This window comes from Parabacteroides sp. AF21-43 (genome assembly GCF_003635435.1).
GTDB lineage: Bacteria > Bacteroidota > Bacteroidia > Bacteroidales > Tannerellaceae > Parabacteroides > Parabacteroides distasonis.
The window spans coordinates 218,568-236,575 of the sequence record NZ_QTMG01000004.1 but is presented as its reverse complement, the minus strand read 5'-3'; the positions used below and the strand labels follow the sequence as shown (position 1 = coordinate 236,575).

The window sequence follows — 18,008 nt, the reverse complement described above, 5'->3', positions numbered from 1 at the left end:
TCAGGCAACGTCTATACTGCCGTTGGGCATTATAAACAGTCATGAATAGGGTTGTTAGTAGTCGTGAATGGGCATCGTAACCCTGTTAGAACCCAGTCGTAACCCTATCGGATAGCCCAAAGAAGTCAATGGATATGAATTAGGATGAATTCTTTTCGCTAGAATGAAAGGCGGTTTTTCGGTATTATACTATCAATGAAAGGATTGCTGATTTTTTCTTGCGAATTTGGCGACGAGCCGCACTTGGGTAGGGAAAAATCGATTCTCCGGAGGTTTCGTTTACAGTTTGTCAAAATGACAAATCGCTTATCGGATAGAAAGCTATCAATAACATCTTGAGGGTGTCAAAAGTCCGGTTTATTAGATTTGACACCCCCAAGTATAAACTGTTTATTTAACGATCTGATACGAACCCGCACGATACTCGTGAGCTTGGCTTTCGCCCGGAAGTGTCACGAGAGCGACCGCTCCTTCGGGAATGGTGAAATCCCAAATCCACTGGTCTCCCTCATACTTCCAAGAGCTCTTGATAATCCCTGCCGCCGAATTGTACTCCGCGTTTACGAACTCCAGACGCTTATCGGGAATCGGCTTCATGATAATGCGCTTGAATCCTGGCTCCGACGTATCCGCAGAGATACCAGCCATGGTCTCCCACATCCATTCACATACACATCCATAGGCATAGTGATTAAAGCTGTTCATGCCTTGCGGTCCCATGCCTTTATCAAGCATATAGCTATTCCAACGCTCCCAAATCGTTGTCGCCCCATTATCTACCGAATACAGCCAACTCGGATTCTTGCGCTGGAAAAGAAGCTCGTAAGCGATATCACTCATTCCATTCTCCGTAAGCGTAGGCATCAGGATGGAAGTACCCAAGAAACCTGTCTGAAGGCAATTGCCATGCTCGGCGAAGTTGTCACGCAGTCGTTTCATCATGTTCTCCTTGGCTACCCCTTCGACCAGCTTGTTCTTCAAGGCGAATAGGGCAGGCGTCTGCATGGTATTGAATATCGCCGTCTTAAATTCTCCATCGGCATTCAAGAATTTATCCAATATATACTGTTTCGCTTGAGCAGCCATCGCTTCGTATTTCTCGGCATCCCGTCCCGTCGCACGAGCCATATCGCTCATCATTCCGGCATCTATAAGCCAGTAATTCGCACTTAGATAATTCCAATAATCATAGGCTTCCGGAAGCGTTCCGGATCCATCCTTCGCTGTATGTCTGCCGCTGCAACTCTCAAGCGGCTCGTAACTGAGCCAGTCGGCCCACTGGTAATTGCCATTCTCCGCGCTGAGGGCATGATGGTCATACTTGGTCTCGTTGATATGATTGAGATATTTCTCCATCGCCGCCCAGTTCTCATCGATAATCTGAGTGTCGCCAAATTGTTTCCAGACAACCCAAGGCACGATAACTCCCGCATCCGACCAGCCCAAGCGGTTCATATCAGTAGGAGACGCACCGTATTGAGCCAATGGAGCGACACCGGGATACGCACCGGTTGGTGATTGTGTGTCACGCATATCACGCATCCATTTATGAAAGAAATCAGCGGTATTGGCAAAGAAAGTACCAGTCTCAGCAAATACCTGCGTGTCGGCGGTCCATCCCAGCCGTTCGTTGCGCTGCGGACAGTCGGTAGGAACCGAGAGGTAGTTGGAACGTTGTCCCCATAGGGTATTTGAGATCAACTGATTGACTAGTTTGTTGCCGGTCGTTATTGATCCGGTCTCCATCTGTTGGGTAATCGAGGAGACAGGAATCGACTGGATCGACCGGATACGTACCTCCTGATCGGCCGTGATCGATACGAAGCGATAACCATAGAACGTGCGATGAGGGCGATAGGTCGTATAGTCCTTATGATCCGCAAAGGTATAGTCGAGTAACATCCCGGTATCCGGAGTGCGTAGATTCAAGCGATGGCAACTACCTTCAGGCCCATCCATTCCTCGGCTCTTCGCACCATTTCCATCGTTCAATATCTCAGAAGGACGACAATTTAGTTGGGTACCCTCCTTTGCCATGAACTCGAAAGCAGGAACCGCCGCGCAATTCTGGCCAAAGTCCACGACAAGTGTCTCGCCCGGATGAACTACCATTTCCTCGCCAGCCGCATATTCTTTCGTTATAACAACCTTTCCATAAGCATCTTCACTCTCTCCGGTGCCCCCTTTCCATAGATAGGCTTTTTGAGGAGAAAGCGCCAAATCTTCACGAAAATAGACCTCACCTCCATTTGAAGGAAGTATCTCTCCCTCAAATTCCGTATTCTTTTCCGGTGTCGAAAGCTTATCGAGCGTATCGTATCCCGGTAACTCACGGGCATCATATTCCTCACCATCAAAGATAGCGGCATGTTTGACCGGTCCGGCGATCCCGGCTTTCCAATCGCTCGTATTGGAACCTAAGTACGCCTTGCTACCATCCGCATAGGTAAGCTCAAGCACTCCACGGAAAGCGACCTTGGTACCCACCATTCCTTGCTGGCCACTGTATGTGATGATCTTATCGGCCCACCATCCCGGTGTCACCTGCACAGCGAAAACATTCTCCGCTCCCGCCTGTTTCGACAGGGCATTGCTTACCTCATACGTAAACGAACGCTTCGTCTTGTAGGGATGCGTAAAACCCGGTTTGAGAATCTCTTCTCCGATCAACTTCCCATTCACGTATAACTCGTATACACCCAAGCCCGTGGTCATCCAGCGTGCCGAGTTTATCTCTTTTTCATTCTTTACGACACTCACGAACCAAGCGGCACCATCGGCCGCACGCTCATTCGATCCGTTGATCTCACCCGTTATGACAGGAGCATTTGCCACGGATATCCATTCGGAATGGTTCCAAGCGGCATCATCCAATGCGAAGACACGCTTCCCCGATTCGTTCGTCTGATCAGTCGAACATGCATAGAGAGCCGCACAAACAACCCCTAAAAGCAATAGTTTTCGTTTTTTCATACGCATATTCTCTCTAATTGTCATTTACAGATCAAATCCGATATCCCGACGGAAATACTTCTTATCGAAATCGATCTGCTTAGCTCCGGCAAAAGATTGGGCCAAAGCCTCTTCCTTAGTAGCCCCATACGAACTGACCGCGATCACACGGCCGCCATTCGTCAGGATCTGGCCGTCTACCAGCTTCGTTCCGGCATGGAACACTATATTGTTCGAGGATACGCCATCCAATCCCGTGATTACCTTATTTTTCTCGTAAGCCTCCGGATAACCGCCGCTTACCAACATAACCGTAACCGCCGCGCGAGGGTCCTGTACCAATGTACGAGCCGCTAAATCGCCTTCCGCTACCCCTTCCAGCAAATCAACCAAATCGCTTTGGATACGAAGCATGACTACCTCTGTCTCCGGATCGCCCATACGACAATTGTATTCTATCACCATCGGCTCATTCTTCACATTGATCAGACCCAAGAAGATGAAACCTTTATAATCGATATGCTCCGCTTTCAATCCCTCTACGGTAGGACGGATAATACGCTCGTCCACCTTCGCCATAAAGACCTCATCCGCGAAAGGAACCGGGGAAACAGCTCCCATTCCACCGGTATTCAAGCCCGTATTGCCCTCGCCGATACGCTTATAATCTTTCGCTACCGGAAGCACCTTGTAATCGTTGCCATCCGTCAAGACGAATACGGAGCATTCGATACCATCCAAGAACTCCTCGATCACGACCGTCTTGCTCGCGTCACCAAACATTCCGCCCAGCATATCTCCCAACTCTTTCTTGGCCTCCTCCAAGTTATCGATAATCAGTACCCCTTTACCGGCAGCCAATCCATCCGCTTTCAATACATAAGGAGCGGAAAGAGATTCCAAGAACGCATAGCCTTCCTCTAAGTTTTCAGTGGAAATACTCTTATAACGAGCGGTCGGGATATGATGACGCATCATAAACGCCTTGGCGAAATCCTTGCTACCTTCCAATTGGGCACCTTCCCCACTCGGGCCGATCACGGGGATGGAGCTTAATGCCTCATCCTTCTTGAAATAATCATAAACACCCTTCACCAAAGGATCCTCGGGACCTACCACGACCATATTCACTTGGTTCGCCAACGCAAAATCCTTGATAGCGGCAAAATCATCCGCTTTAATATCCACGTTGGTTCCTACCAACGCTGTTCCCGCGTTACCGGGAGCGATAAATAACTTATCAACTTTCGGGCTTTGAGCGATCTTCCAAGCGATCGCATGCTCACGCCCACCAGAGCCTAATAACAATATATTCATATCTCTTCTAATTTTCAATTCTCAATTCTCCATTTTCAATACCCAAGGTAGTCATCGAAATACCTCGTAATCTTCTCATGCAAATGCGGACGGTCCTTACCGGTCACATTATGCTCATGGCGAGGATACACAAAGTAATCCGGATACGTATCAGCCTCTACGCAAGCCTTTAAGAAACCAAGGCTGTGTTGCCACACTACCACCGGATCGATATCCCCATGTATCATCAACAGATGGCCTTTCAGATTACCGGCCTTCAGTTTCAGGTTCGCGTTCTTATAACCTTCCGGATTATCCTGCGGGCGATCCATATAACGCTCGCCATACATAATCTCGTAATTGCTCCAGTCGATAACCGGCCCTCCGGCCACGCCCACCTTAAAGATCTCCGGATAAGTCAGCATCAAGTTCGTTGTCATAAAACCGCCATAACTCCAGCCATGTACCCCGATACGGTCGGCATCCACATAAGACAAAGATTTCAGGAACTCGACACCCTTCACTTGGTCCGCCATCTCATTGATACCCAAATTACGATGAATCACGCTCTCAAAAGCATGTCCACGATTTGCCGAGCCGCGGCTATCCACGGTAAACATCACATAACCTCTCTGTGCCATATAGAGGTCCCAACCACGAGCCCCGTTTTGCCAGTCGCCCGTAACAAGCTGGACTTTAGGGCCTCCATATACATAGACAATCGTAGGATACTTCTTCGTCTCATCCAAATCCGGCGGTAAAGTCAACCGGTAATTCAAGCGAGTCTTACCATCGGCAGCAAGGATATGTCCAACCTTGATCCGCGGCATCCGATACAATTTAAAGGGATCCGGAGCGGAAAGTAAGGTAGAAATCACCTTAGCGTCCTTTACACGGATTAAATCGATATCCCTCGGGGTAGAAGGAGAACTTACATAATCAATCGCATATTCGCCGGAGGGACTCAGCAACCAACGGTGCACGCCCACTTTCCAACTCAAGCAATTCATGATATCACCCGTTCTCAAATCCGTCTCCCAAATATAACGTTGCATCCCCGTTCCTTGCATATTCGGAGATACGGGATGAGGTGCCGTTCCCTCGAAAATCACCTTATTTCCGTCTTTGCTAAAGCCTAGCACCTTGGTAACCACCCATTCCCCACCGGTTAGCTTCCTTAATTCCTTTCCAGTCGTATCATACAGATATAGATGGTTATAGCCATCCGCCTCACTCTGCCAGATAAACTTATCCGGATCGTTCGGCAAGAAAAGCACGGGATGCTGCGGCTCCACATAACAACGATCCGTCTCGGTAAACAGATCAGCCTCTTTCTTTCCCGTCAAGGCAGAGTACCGCACCAAATGCATCTCGTTCTGCTCACGATTCAACTCAGCGATATAAATACTCTTCTCATCCGGACTCCAAGCGATATTTGTTAAATATTTCTCTTTCGGCAAGCCTGTCTCCAACCAAACCGTCTGCCCGGTAGCTACCTGATAGACACCCACCGTAACCTCATGGCTCTTCATTCCAGCCATCGGATATTTATGAGGAACCGGCGTAGCGCAACGAGTATCGATATTCACCAGCGGGTAAGCGGTCACCATACGCTCATCCATACGATAAAACGCTAGAGCCGAGCCTTTAGGAGACCAAAACATACCTTTCGTAATCCCGAACTCCCGTTGATGGACAGCCTGTCCGCATACGATTCCATCCTGTGTTTCACGTGTAACAATCGTATTTCGTCCATCCGGGGATAAAATATGCACATTGTTTCCCTCCGTAAAAGCTAAGTTATTCGTAGCCGGGCAAAAGTCATAATTCGCCCAGTTATTCTTCAAAGCATAATCAGCGACTACCTTATTTTTCTTATAGTCATAATGAATCCGGTGCTGTTTGCTAGTAAAAGCCAAGACCGAACCTCTTTCATAGGGTACCGAAAAGCTAGGCAAAGAACCAACCGTCTGCAGATTTGCCGCCGTCAAGGCCCCATTCAGTCTTTCCAACGAAAAAAGGACCTCTTCTTTTTTCCCCGGCTTAGCTCCTAACACGCTATCTCCCTTAACATATAAGTACTCGTCCCCGCACCATCGTAACTGTTTCAAGTCACGAGGTACGAAGCGGCTATACGTTTTTCCTCCCGGAATCAAGTCGTGCAAGGAGAGTTGCTTATCTTGGGCGGTAATCGACATCGTTAATAAAATCAGACAAAGGCTTGTGAATAGAGATGATTTAATCCTCATAATCATCATATCCTCTCCGTTTTATAGGCTTTATAGGTTTGCTAAATGGGCGCTTTCCATCCCGCTTATGATCGCCAAACCCTTTCTTACGGTCATCCTCATCCCGATAACGCATTTTCACAGGACGTTCTCCTTTTGGCTTGATCGGCTTACGAACCGGGGCATCCACGAATTTCTTGCGGACCGGACGGTCCTCTCCCCGATCCTCTCCAAAGATACGTTTCCCCGGAATGGAAGCGAAACGCTCCTCATCATCCTCGCTATGGGCAGCGGCGAAACGACGCTCCGGACGATCCACACGACCCGTACGGAAGTTTGGACGATCATTGCCTCTACGCTCGAAAGAGCCTTCCGATCTGTGCGGACGCTCCTCTCCATCCTCATTCAATGCCTTTTTGAAGTCCTTATTAGTTCCCTCAAATAACTCATAGCAACGGTATTCGCACTCCAAGGAACCGTTCATCAATTTGATCTTCTCGCTCGGGCGCAAGCCGATCTTATCGAAACATTCATCTTTATAGCTCAAAATCCAAGCCTTATATCCCATGAACACGTGTTTCAAACGCTCGCCGATCATATTATACAATCCCAATAGATCACGAGATGATATACGCTCTCCATAAGGTGGGTTCGTCACCAATATACCCGGCTTCGGAGCCTCTGTATATTGTTGGAACGGTTTCACCTTCAGATCGATATATTTCATCAAGCCAGCGCTACGGATATTCTCCAAGGCGATATCGATAGCGGCTTGGGAAATATCGGAGCCATAGCAATGGAAAGCGAACTCACGCTCCCCGCTCTCATCATTATAAATACGATCGAACAATTCCTCATCATAGTCCACCCATTTCTGGAAAGCGAACTCTTTCCGATGGATACCCGGAGCGATATTCAAGGCGATCATGGCAGCCTCGATCAACAATGTACCGGAACCACACATCGGATCTACGAAATTAGATTCTCCTTTCCAACCGGTTTTTAGGATCATGCCGGCAGCCAACACCTCATTTAACGGAGCTTCCGTTTGATCCACCCGATAACCACGCTTGTGCAAAGACTCGCCGGAGCTATCGATAGATAAGGTACAATCGTTATGCGAAATATGGATATTGATATATAAGTCCGGGTTATTGACACGAACGGACGGACGCTTCTTGAACTTCTCGATGAAATAATCCACGATAGCGTCTTTCGTACGGTAAGCGACAAACTTCGAGTGATTGAAATCCTCGGAATAGATCACCGAGTCGATCGCGAACGTCTTGTCCAGCGACAAATACTTCTCCCACTCTACCTTTTTCACCTCTTTATAAACGGTATCAGCATCTTTGGCCTTGAAATGATAAATCGGTTTCAGAATGCGCAGGGCAGTACGGCAGTGGAAATTCGCTTTATAAAGCAATTCCTTATCACCCGTAAAGGAAACCATACGACGACCGATCTGCAAGTCGTTGGCACCTAAAGCTAATAACTCCTCGGCCAAGATCTCTTCCAACCCGTATAGGGTTTTGGCCACCATTTCAAATGTCTCGCTCATTTTAATTGAAAATTGAGAATTGAGAATTGAAAATTATTCCCAATTGCGTATTACGTTGTTTATTATTAATTATTCTCATTTCGCTCTCTGACATGCTTCGATCTCCTTCCAGCTACCCTCTTGATAATTTTCAATTCTCAATTTTCAATTGTGTAACCGTACTCCCTGCCGGTACATCCTCCGCTATCCAGACGTTACCACATATCGTAGCCCCTCTGCCAATCCGGATTTTACCGATTAAGGTGGAATTAGAATATACTGTCACATGATCTTCCAAGATAGGATGACGGGCTACGCCACGGATAGCGTTACCGTTCTCATCGGGGGGAAGTTTCTCTCCCGCCAAGCTGACGCCCTGAAAGATTCGGACGTAATTGCCGATCACGCTCGTCTCGCCGATCACCGTACCCGTCCCGTGGTCTATCGAGAAATGATGACCGATCTTCGCGCCCGGATGGATATCGATACCGGTCTCGGAATGTGCCATCTCCGTAATCATACGAGGAATATAAGGAACCCCGAGCTTATACAATTGATGGGCGATCCGGTAATTACCGATCGCCCGGAAACCGGGATAACAAAATATGACCTCACCTAGATTTTGAGCGGCGGGATCGCCATTGAAAGTCGCCTCCACATCCGTAGCCAGCAGACCGCGAATCTCCGGAAGCGTAGAGATGAAAGCCTCCGAAATAGCCTCTGCCTCAGCGGAGATCTTTTCTTCCGGGCAAGTCACGCAAGATGTATCCGCGAAACAAAGTCCCGCATAAACCTGCTTGGATAATAAAGAATGAAGAGTCTCAACATTTACGCCCGTATGAAAACGGATCGTCTGTTTACTGATACGGGCATTCCCATAATAACCGGGGAACAGGATCGCACGGCATAGATCGATGATCTCTTTCAGCACCTCGCCCGAGGGCAGCGCCTCCTCATCCCTGTACGCATGGAACAATTGTTTATACGATGCCTCATCCGATAGCTTCTCCACCGTATCGCCCAATACGCTACTATGCCTCTGTATATCCATTATTTGCGGAATATTCTTTATAATGCGCAAAAATAGTATTTTATTTGAGAACACCTTCACGAAGAGGCATCAAAAATACAGCCAACGACTAATATTACGTTCTATAGCGCTAAATTCCACGCCAACCTTTATCAACTTACGCCCATCCGCCTGATAGGGAACCAAATAACCTTTCTCATCGATTTGCCATATGGCTTCCTCGGCGGTTCCGTTCAACTTGAACTCAAAGACGTAAATGTATTTTGGTGTTTTAACCACCGCATCCGCACGTCCTCTGGCACTTCGCACCTCCGCCTCAGTAAATTGCCCCATCAACTTAAAGACCAAATAGAAAACCACTTGATAATGACGTTCGGTCTTATCATTCAACTCATACGGGAAATCAGCGAAGAAAGCTTGGAGACGGGAAAGGAAAGCATCTATATCCTTTGTCCGTAATTCTTGTACAAATTTACCAATATAAAAACTCTGCTCTTCCTTGGAAATGGAGGTATAGTAAGGGACTAAGAAATTAATAAAACCATATTTTACTTCTTCGTTCGGAAATTCCAATAAATAATTACGAAATTCCCGATCATAATCCTTTATCGTCAAATATCCACTCTGATAAATCAACGGAATCGGATTATTGGTGTTTACTCGATATTCAGTGAATGAAGCAGCAGGCGCCTCGATACCATCTATCAAAAGCCGTAAATCATAATTACTTTTACGGAGGAGGCTCACCAAAAAGGTCGGCGTACCCGTCTGAAACCAATAACTCTCCAACTCCAGCTTATTGAACGCATTCAGTACACTGAACGGATTAAACACTCCCACTCCATCTTGATGAAAATGATACCCATCATAATTACGTTCCATCCGCTCTACCACCTCAACAAACGACCAATTATTCTTTTTCCCGAAGGCTTCTATCTCCGGTACAAAATTCGTCGCTAACTCTTCCCGTGTTATGCCACAAAGCGTTGCGAATTGCCAGTCCATGCTAATATCGTTCAACTGGTTCAAGTCACTAAACACGCTAACTTGAGAGAACTTTGTCACCCCGGTTAGGAATACAAAGCGCAAATAGCGATCCGCACTTTTCAACACCCCATAGAACGCTTTCAACATTAGGCGATACTCCTCTTGCAATTTCTCATTATCAAATGATTGCAAAAGAGGCTTATCATACTCATCCACTAAAACGACCACCCGTTTTCCTGTCTGTTCACAAATCAAGCGTAACAAGGTAAACAAACGGTCATCAATCGTCTCATCCGCATCACTAGAACCATATATAGCCTCGTAAACAAGCAACTGCCTATCCACAAGACGAATCAGATCCTCCCCTGTATCAAATTTCTTGGCATTCAAATCCAAATGGATCACCGGATACTCAATCCAATCCTGTTCCAACCGTTCGATAGCCAATCCCTTAAACAGATCTTTTCTTCCTTTAAAATAAGCCTCAAAAGTAGAAAGCAAAAGGCTCTTTCCAAACCTACGGGGACGACTTAGGAAAAACGGTGTCTCCAACGAGGCCATCCGCCACACCCATTCCGTCTTATCCACATATACATAATTCCCTTCCCTTATCTTCTCGAAGGTCTGTATACCTATCGGCAGTTTGCGTACGATACTGTTTGTCATTATCTTTTCACTTTTGTTCCAAAGATAATTACTATTCTTGTCTTCCACAAGTTATTTACATGTCCAAACTGAAACTAGCTTTCGAGAAAGCGGAGTTTCAGCCTGTCAAGAATATCATTTACAACAGGTATTTTACCACATCCAATACTCCACTTTCATCTTGGGCCAAGGCGACCAAAAAGCGGTCGGAGGAATCTACGGCGATCCTCTTTATTGAACGATCAAAATTCAATTGCTTCTTTAACTTGCCATCCCAAGAAAGAACCAGCAATGTGGATAAATTAGAAAAATCCACAGAACCATCGTACAAGCAATATACATACTGATCCGTACCGCATATATCGATAAAGCATTTCGTCGTTCCAAGAACATCCACTTGGGTGTCATTTTTCTTCAATAAAGGCACGATAGGCTCCTTCCCATACGTAAAGCTCCTTTGATAAGTTCCCTTCAAATCGTAAAAATCAATTCGATTAAAGAAGCGCAAGGCAGCAACCACACTGTTTTGCCGCTCATTCACACAAAGATTAGGCAAATAAGCGATGTGCTTACAAAAACGATATGTTCTTGCTACTTTTGGTGACTCCACCCAATAAATTCCCTCTTCCCGATTCGCATAGCAGAAAGGACCATAAACATTTTTCTCTACGATCGGAACCGCATAAATTTCTTTCGTAGTAACATTATAATGTGTAGAGGGAACAAGTTCTGGTATTAGTATATATTTCCGATCAAAACGCAAAGAATCCGCCAGCACCTGCATCTTATTAAATGTAAGTTGGTTATCCACAATCCAGAACTCGTCCTTTCTGGCGGTTTCTTTTGTATTTGACTTCATAAACTCCGGGTTAGAAAAATAAACGGCACCATATCCTTTCAGTGCGAACGCATGCAAATGCGACAAATCTTCTTTCTTAAACACTTGGATAATCGTATCACTTTTGCGGTCCAACAAGATCAGATACGAGTCGGTCAATCCCACTTCATCATACCATTTATCGGCTCTTCCTTCCAGCAATGTATTTCCTTTCAACAATACACTTTCTTTTCTTACATCAGAACAAGCAATCAGAAAAAACAAAATAATCCCCAAATATCCTTTCATAAATCCATACTTTTAATTATTAACATGCCCTACAACCCGTAACTTTATAAAGTTACCAATATTAGATTTTACGATAACTGTTTGTGAGAAAAAACCTATCTCTTTGGGCTTTACTGTTACCCTCACTTGTAAAGATCCACCAACTACAACCGGCTGTTTATCAAATGATATAGAAGCGCAATCACAAGTTGTGGAAACATTCTCTATGACCAATAATTCATCACTATTATTTTTCAACTCAAATATAGCCATTTTTTCTTCACCCAAACTCAAAGAACCTAAATTCACCTCCGCTGGATCAACAATTATTTTAGGATCTTCTTCTTTCTTTTGTTGATCCCGGACAAGTACATCCTCATATAAATCTTGAATAGCAGAACTATATACCGGATTGCCTATATATACCACTCTATTCTCTGAATTTAGAAGAAAAGTCTGAAATAATATATTATCGGGAAAATCATTTATCTTATCTAAAGAATTATCTATATCTATACAAACAGGTATATTAAATTTTGCATTCTTCAGCACATAACTCATCTCTTTAGGGTATCTTGTATGTATAAAAAATAAGTATTGACATGATTCATTTGCTACAGAATCCACATAAGAAATAAAGCGATTCCACTCCTCCAATTGCATCTTACAACTAGCACATCCTGTAGAATCCACGTATACAAGAATTTTATATCCTGTCCCGATCGAGAAATCTACCGGTTCTATGCCATAACGCATAAAAGATAGGCTATCAGGAAATATTATCTCTTTTCCTTCCCACTCTTCAACAATTCGCATCACATCATACTCCCTTCTCCCATTACAACTTAGCAATGAAAGAACTAAAGGGATGAGCAATAATACCAATTTATAGCCTACACAAACTATTTTTTTCATTTTCATTCCTCAAACTTGAACAAACAAAGAATAGGGTTATCATCTTCCTTTGCCTTATCTGAAAGTTCCTGCAAATTAGCGTGAGGTGTATAATTTCTTTTCAATACCCCAGGATCTATATATCCCACGAAGCAATCATTATGCGTCCCCGTCAAACCACGAAGGCCTGCCAGACCTGTAGCACGAATAAACTCTGGGAACTCATAGGTAAAAGTTATTTCATCATCTTTGTTATAGAATCCAAAATAAGTTGATTTTCCACACATAAAAGTAACTTGCAAATAATCCTCAAGTTCAGATAATTTATATGTGTAGACATAACCAGATTCAAATAATTCTCCCGTATAATTTTTTTGATCTTTTCCGATCTTCATCATATAATCAAGAGGAGGCATTTGCCTATTCCCAAAAGAGACCTCATAAGCTAGTAAAGAAGTATCTCTCTCTACTTTCCATACAGTTGCAGAAAATGGAAAATGAATAAAAGTATTTCCTTGATATTGATGGAAATGAGAGCTGGAGTTAATCACGTGGGGAGATACAAAATAAGTGGAATTCAACAATGAGATTGTCTCATTATCCCTATTCGTAATTTTCAAGTAATACCCTTTTCGCTTAGGTGTCATAAATCCTCTAGGCATATACCAAGCCCATCTATCATCGCCTAAAGGTACACAATCCGTATAAAAATCAAATTTATCACAAGAGAGATACTTATAAGTATCTAAATCATAATAACGTAAATAAGCACGATTGTAATCTGCCAATGTAAGAATTCGTTTCTCTTCGTCTATGAAAAAACTTGATAAGTAACTATATTCCGTAGGCCCCTCTCCAAAAGACGACACTTTAGTAATGAATCGTCCATCATCGCCAAACACACATAAAGTATTTGTCCGTTTGCTATCCAAAACAAATATTCGTTTATCAACAAATTTCACCACATCTATTCGACCTAATAATATGCTATCTGTAGATAAAGGTATGAATTGGCATTTTATCCTATCTAATAAACTCTCTTTACAATCGTTTCCAAAATTCACAACAGGGATGTCTATTGTCTCAACTTTATCTTGACATGCTATTAAGTAGAAAAAAGACAAAAGCAAAAAGGAATATCGCATTTTCATAAATACATTTTCTCTATTTATAACAAAGGGAAATCTAGTTATAGCTAAATTTCCCTTTGTTCCGATTATTTAATGACCACAAATTCCATCTCCCGTACATTTATATGTATGAACAGGTTCTCCATCCGGACCCGGTTCTACGTCATGATCAACAACACTCCCATTTGGCATTCTTGCATCTTGAGCTAAAGCCTTTACATTCGCATTTTTTACAGGAATAAATCCGAATCCTCCAACAAGCATAAAAGTTGCTAATGTTATAATACTAATAATTTTCTTGTTCATAATCTTATTTTTTATGTTAAACTAAAAATACCATATAAACATCTACTGTTATCGTTCAATATCAATAAGAACTCTCCGCCTACTACATCTAAATCTAAAACGACCTTATCTCCTCCGGTTATAGATAAGACATTAGAATATACAACCATTCCATTCATATCCTTCACTGTAACTCGCAATCCAACCAATGGTACCTCCGAATAAATATAGAGGATATCACCATCATGGCTAACGAAAGGACAATAGTTGATTGATCTATCACCCCTATTCCAGCTATCTGTACTTGGTTCTTCATCCATATCGATAGGTTCCTCATCCGCAAATAAAGGACAAGCTAAAAACAGGATCATCAGTAATAATATCCAACTTCTACTTTTCATGATACACTTCGTTTTTTTGCAAAGGTAGCCCTTTTAGCATACCTGTCAAGACCTTATATTTCACATCTATTTCACTTCCGCTAGTGAAATATTCACATTTCTGTGGTTAATAACTAAAACGAGCGTATCAACTTATCTAATTTACCGATTGTGCCAGAGTCTCCCAATATTTTCCGAGCAAGCCGCTTACGAGCCATAGAGATAGCGGAGGGAGAACGGAGTTGTAGAGAGGCTATATCTATAGGGGAGATACCGATTTTGATCAAATAGCACATGCACAGATCCATAGAATTAATCGAAGGACATGCATTGCGAAGGCGAATTGAGAAATTGTCAAACAAAGAGTCTATCAAATTACCTAAATCCACAAAATCTTTTGTAGAAGCCTTTTCTTTGGCTTGTACTTTCATCATAAAAGCATGATAAACATCTGTTCGCTCCAGCTGCTCCATTAATACGGCTTGTTTAGCTTTCTTTGCTTGGATAATATCATTCTGTTTCGCCAATACCTCTTTATCCGCATTCAATATTTTCTTTTGTAAATCATCTTTCTTAGAATTCAACGTCTTTAATTGCTCTTCCAAACCTAATATCTTTTGATCGTTTTCCAGTTTCGTTCGTTGACTTTTTTGCTCATACTCATTCAATATCTGTCCAATTTTCTCCTCTAATAATATTCGTTGCAATTTTCTTTTCTTGTAAAATAGATAACAAATAACAGAAACCGCTAACAATAAGATACCAACAACTCCAATCTCATAACGTAATTGGATATTTTCTCGTTTTAGCTTTTCTTGAAACAATTCCATTCTTTCCCTATTATAAAGAGCATGCATCTTACGAAGAGATTCTGTCTCGGTAAGCTTCCGGATAGAATCCACTTGTTTTACATACAATCGCATATAACGGTTAGCTTCCTTATAATTTTGTTTCTTATTTTCTATTAAATATAACTCTTTAGAGGCTTTCCGTTTTACATGTACATTACCTACCACCAACGATTTCTGATAAAAAAAGGCCATAGAATCCACTCTATTTGTCACTTTATAAAAATTCGCCCATATATTATATGTGAAAGCGGGGTCATCATCACTTTTTATATTTTTGATTTTTTCAAGGATAAAACGAACCTTATTAGTATCCTTATAATTTAAATAAGCATGTGCCATTTCTTGGGCGACAATCTTTTCCAATTCAGCCTCTTGAATATTTTGAGCCATATTCCAAGCTTTATTGAAATAGATAAAAGTACTATCCATCCGTTTCTTTACTTCATAGTATCGCCCCAGATCCCTCAAACCATAAACCAAACCGATGCTATCACCCGCCAACTGATTATACAGACAAGCCTTCCGGAAGAAAGGTAACGCCTCATCATAAAGTGCTTGAAACATATATAATGTGCCAATGCGAGAACATAGTAAGCCTTTAAACCGAAATTCGTCCGTCTTTTCTAAACGAGTTAATACTTTTTGGAAATATTCCAAAGACCTTATAGGATCTCCCATCTCCTCGTACACACTCCCTTTCAGATAATAAGCCTCGGTAAGCAAGTCTTCCGGCCCATGCTTTTCGTAATAATCTACAATTTCATTAATCAAGGAGTCTGATGTATGAGTGATATAGCACTTATCCTGTGCCTTGATCATTAACAGATTGAGGTACATTTGTGTAGATAAGTCATAATGTTTGGCGGTATCTTTATAATACGTCAATAAAGCTAATGCGCTATCCGCTTGGCGATTATTCAATAATTGATCTACTTCAAGCAATGTGTCCGGATATGGATATGTCCGATTACATCCTCCGAGAAGATGAAGCAATAATCCAGCTAAAATCATAAAGGTACTATATGTGCGTTTCATGTTTTTCATATTAGATTCAGGTCGCTAATATACGTAACTTCTTGAAATACGCCAACTGCGCAAGTACTACTTCCTTGGCCTATGAAGTATATCTCCTAGAGCAGTTGAAGTATATATTCTACAAAGGAAGGAGTAGTACTGGGAAAAAGGCCTGTTGGGATATAACCCTAAAAACTTTCGATAATTAGAAGGGGATACAGTGCTTATTTTCCACATAGTTATTGTACATTTTTCCAAATGCATTTAAAACCTCATTATCTGTTTCCCAAAACACGTACGTGTTTTCACAAATTCTCGTACGTGTTTCCGGAAAAACACGTACATATTTTTCCGGAAACATCATCAACTTTTTATCAGTCTGATTATAAAGACATTATCAATACGTATATTTTAAATACTTACTGTATTTTTCACTATCAACAAAATACCTTATGGTTATGATTTTTGAAGCCCCAAGAAGGCTTTATTTACGAGCTTATCGACTTCCTTATACAGCCGTTGTATTTCCTTTGTATCCAATCCATTTTGCTCCCACTCCGTCTTATGAGCGTCAAATAAATCGAAAATCCGGTTCTCTACTGCACGAAGCTGTTGGATATAACCAGATTGGTCATCATTCCATAACAGTTGCCAATGCAAATACTTTTGACCGTTGCCACGATGTATGGAGTAGACATTCTTCTGTAATTGAACGGAATACCAATCTAATAGGGCTGTTTTATAGGATGCGTCGTAAGTAACTAAAGCGCTTTGCTCCTTTCCAATTTTCACCCAAAGAGGAATAGCGACAGAGGTAGGAGGATATCCCAAGGCAGTCCACATCGTTGTCAATTCCGGATTCATGCCGGATCTCACGCCTTGGATTACGATAGAGGCCGTACTTTCCAGACGAGGGATGAAATCCTGCTCCACAAACCAACCCGTACGATTGTTCGGACTTTGCTCTTTGTCCATCAAATCGATATCCAGCAAGCTATTATAAAAAGAGCGGGAAGCCTGTTGAAAGATACGCTGAGGAGTAAATCCTCCGTCCCGCATTTCCTTAAAGATCTTTTTCGCGTTCTCATAACGTACATACCCTTTGCCTTCATCCGTACGCCCCTCGAAAGAGAAATTCGTATAAATCAAGTAACCTTCCGGCGCCAGATTCGGATCATTCGCGTCTTTCTTATAATATCGCTCATTATTCGTCTCATAATAAGCCGCGCCACCATAAGCATCGATCACTCCGAAATTAGCCTCCACACGCATCGGGCGAGGCAAGGTATCCAAGAAATGCTCGAAATCCTGCACCGTCTTACAGACTCTCAAGGCTTTTCGCATCAAGTTTCCCTCTTGATCCATCTCCTTTATATCATCGTCTTTCAAGTTATAAGAAGCCGTATTCATGATAGAGAAGCCCGTCTCATTGCTTCCGGTCCACACGGCTCCCTCCGGATCATCGCTATTTACCAGCCCCAGAAAACGATAGCCACCTTCGTCAAAATAACCGATATGGTTATACGGAGCGCCGGTATCCCGGTGTTTCCACATCAACGGACGCCCGTCGAGAGTAGCCTTTCCAGTGATTATAATGGAGGTACAAGCCTTGTCAACCACCGGAAAACAAAGACATAGAACGAATAAAAGAAGTAGTTTTTTCATATCATT

Annotated in this window: 13 protein-coding genes; all 13 read right to left on the bottom strand. The window is 42.9% G+C overall.

Annotated features, from left to right (window positions below; translation table 11 throughout):
• Nucleotides 1-390: 390 nt before the first annotated feature.
• On the bottom strand, nt 391-2,973 hold the full coding sequence (locus DWX84_RS05170; RefSeq protein ID WP_233573913.1) for a family 78 glycoside hydrolase catalytic domain: 2,583 nt from the start codon (nt 2,971-2,973) through the stop codon (nt 391-393).
• A gap of 24 nt (nt 2,974-2,997) precedes the next feature.
• Nucleotides 2,998-4,269, bottom strand: coding sequence for a phosphoribosylamine--glycine ligase (gene purD / locus DWX84_RS05165; protein ID WP_005863591.1), 1,272 nt, complete (start codon nt 4,267-4,269; stop codon nt 2,998-3,000).
• 35 nt (nt 4,270-4,304) lie between these two features.
• Complete coding sequence (locus tag DWX84_RS05160) at nt 4,305-6,506, bottom strand: S9 family peptidase (RefSeq protein WP_121960712.1); 2,202 nt, start codon at nt 6,504-6,506, stop codon at nt 4,305-4,307.
• Nucleotides 6,487-8,037, bottom strand: a complete 1,551-nt coding sequence (locus DWX84_RS05155; protein WP_005863595.1) for a class I SAM-dependent RNA methyltransferase — start codon at nt 8,035-8,037, stop codon at nt 6,487-6,489. Before DWX84_RS05155 ends, DWX84_RS05160 begins: the two co-directional genes overlap by 20 nt.
• Before the next feature lie 130 nt (nt 8,038-8,167).
• Entirely contained in the window at nt 8,168-9,067 is a 900-nt protein-coding gene (locus tag DWX84_RS05150) for a serine O-acetyltransferase (protein WP_005860231.1), read from the bottom strand.
• Between the two features lie 69 nt (nt 9,068-9,136).
• Complete coding sequence (locus DWX84_RS05145; protein ID WP_005863597.1) at nt 9,137-10,699, bottom strand: ATP-binding protein; 1,563 nt, start codon at nt 10,697-10,699, stop codon at nt 9,137-9,139.
• Between the two features lie 118 nt (nt 10,700-10,817).
• Nucleotides 10,818-11,804 carry a BF3164 family lipoprotein gene (locus tag DWX84_RS05140; RefSeq protein WP_048926982.1) on the bottom strand — a complete coding sequence of 329 codons (987 nt, stop codon included), beginning with the start codon at nt 11,802-11,804 and terminating at the stop codon, nt 10,818-10,820.
• Between the two features lie 12 nt (nt 11,805-11,816).
• The gene (locus DWX84_RS05135; RefSeq protein WP_083434089.1) at nt 11,817-12,704 is read right to left on the bottom strand and encodes a DUF1573 domain-containing protein; all 888 of its coding nucleotides are present in this window, start codon (nt 12,702-12,704) and stop codon (nt 11,817-11,819) included.
• Complete coding sequence (locus tag DWX84_RS05130) at nt 12,701-13,828, bottom strand: 6-bladed beta-propeller (RefSeq protein ID WP_083434088.1); 1,128 nt, start codon at nt 13,826-13,828, stop codon at nt 12,701-12,703. The genes DWX84_RS05135 and DWX84_RS05130 overlap by 4 nt, the downstream gene beginning before the upstream one ends.
• A 69-nt stretch (nt 13,829-13,897) precedes the next feature.
• Nucleotides 13,898-14,113, bottom strand: coding sequence for a hypothetical protein (locus DWX84_RS05125; RefSeq protein WP_008773128.1), 216 nt, complete (start codon nt 14,111-14,113; stop codon nt 13,898-13,900).
• An 11-nt stretch (nt 14,114-14,124) separates the two neighbouring features.
• Nucleotides 14,125-14,493 carry a DUF3244 domain-containing protein gene (locus tag DWX84_RS05120; RefSeq protein WP_008773129.1) on the bottom strand — a complete coding sequence of 123 codons (369 nt, stop codon included), beginning with the start codon at nt 14,491-14,493 and terminating at the stop codon, nt 14,125-14,127.
• 113 nt (nt 14,494-14,606) lie between these two features.
• Nucleotides 14,607-16,358 carry a tetratricopeptide repeat protein gene (locus DWX84_RS05115; protein WP_048926979.1) on the bottom strand — a complete coding sequence of 584 codons (1,752 nt, stop codon included), beginning with the start codon at nt 16,356-16,358 and terminating at the stop codon, nt 14,607-14,609.
• Nucleotides 16,359-16,793: 435 nt separating this feature from the next.
• Nucleotides 16,794-18,002, bottom strand: coding sequence for a hypothetical protein (locus DWX84_RS05110; protein WP_048926978.1), 1,209 nt, complete (start codon nt 18,000-18,002; stop codon nt 16,794-16,796).
• Nucleotides 18,003-18,008 lie beyond the last annotated feature (6 nt).

Bases quoted from the DNA above. Each gene is read 5' to 3' on its own strand.
- DWX84_RS05135 (WP_083434089.1), bottom strand. From the start codon at position 12,704: ATGAAAATGAAAAAAATAGTTTGTGTAGGCTATAAATTGGTATTATTG.
- DWX84_RS05150 (WP_005860231.1), bottom strand. From the start codon at position 9,067: ATGGATATACAGAGGCATAGTAGCGTATTGGGCGATACGGTGGAGAAG.
- DWX84_RS05130 (WP_083434088.1), bottom strand. From the start codon at position 13,828: ATGAAAATGCGATATTCCTTTTTGCTTTTGTCTTTTTTCTACTTAATA.
- purD (WP_005863591.1), bottom strand. From the start codon at position 4,269: ATGAATATATTGTTATTAGGCTCTGGTGGGCGTGAGCATGCGATCGCT.
- DWX84_RS05170 (WP_233573913.1), bottom strand. From the start codon at position 2,973: ATGAAAAAACGAAAACTATTGCTTTTAGGGGTTGTTTGTGCGGCTCTC.
- DWX84_RS05120 (WP_008773129.1), bottom strand. From the start codon at position 14,493: ATGAAAAGTAGAAGTTGGATATTATTACTGATGATCCTGTTTTTAGCT.
- DWX84_RS05160 (WP_121960712.1), bottom strand. From the start codon at position 6,506: ATGATGATTATGAGGATTAAATCATCTCTATTCACAAGCCTTTGTCTG.
- DWX84_RS05125 (WP_008773128.1), bottom strand. From the start codon at position 14,113: ATGAACAAGAAAATTATTAGTATTATAACATTAGCAACTTTTATGCTT.
- DWX84_RS05115 (WP_048926979.1), bottom strand. From the start codon at position 16,358: ATGAAACGCACATATAGTACCTTTATGATTTTAGCTGGATTATTGCTT.
- DWX84_RS05145 (WP_005863597.1), bottom strand. From the start codon at position 10,699: ATGACAAACAGTATCGTACGCAAACTGCCGATAGGTATACAGACCTTC.
- DWX84_RS05140 (WP_048926982.1), bottom strand. From the start codon at position 11,804: ATGAAAGGATATTTGGGGATTATTTTGTTTTTTCTGATTGCTTGTTCT.
- DWX84_RS05155 (WP_005863595.1), bottom strand. From the start codon at position 8,037: ATGAGCGAGACATTTGAAATGGTGGCCAAAACCCTATACGGGTTGGAA.
- DWX84_RS05110 (WP_048926978.1), bottom strand. From the start codon at position 18,002: ATGAAAAAACTACTTCTTTTATTCGTTCTATGTCTTTGTTTTCCGGTG.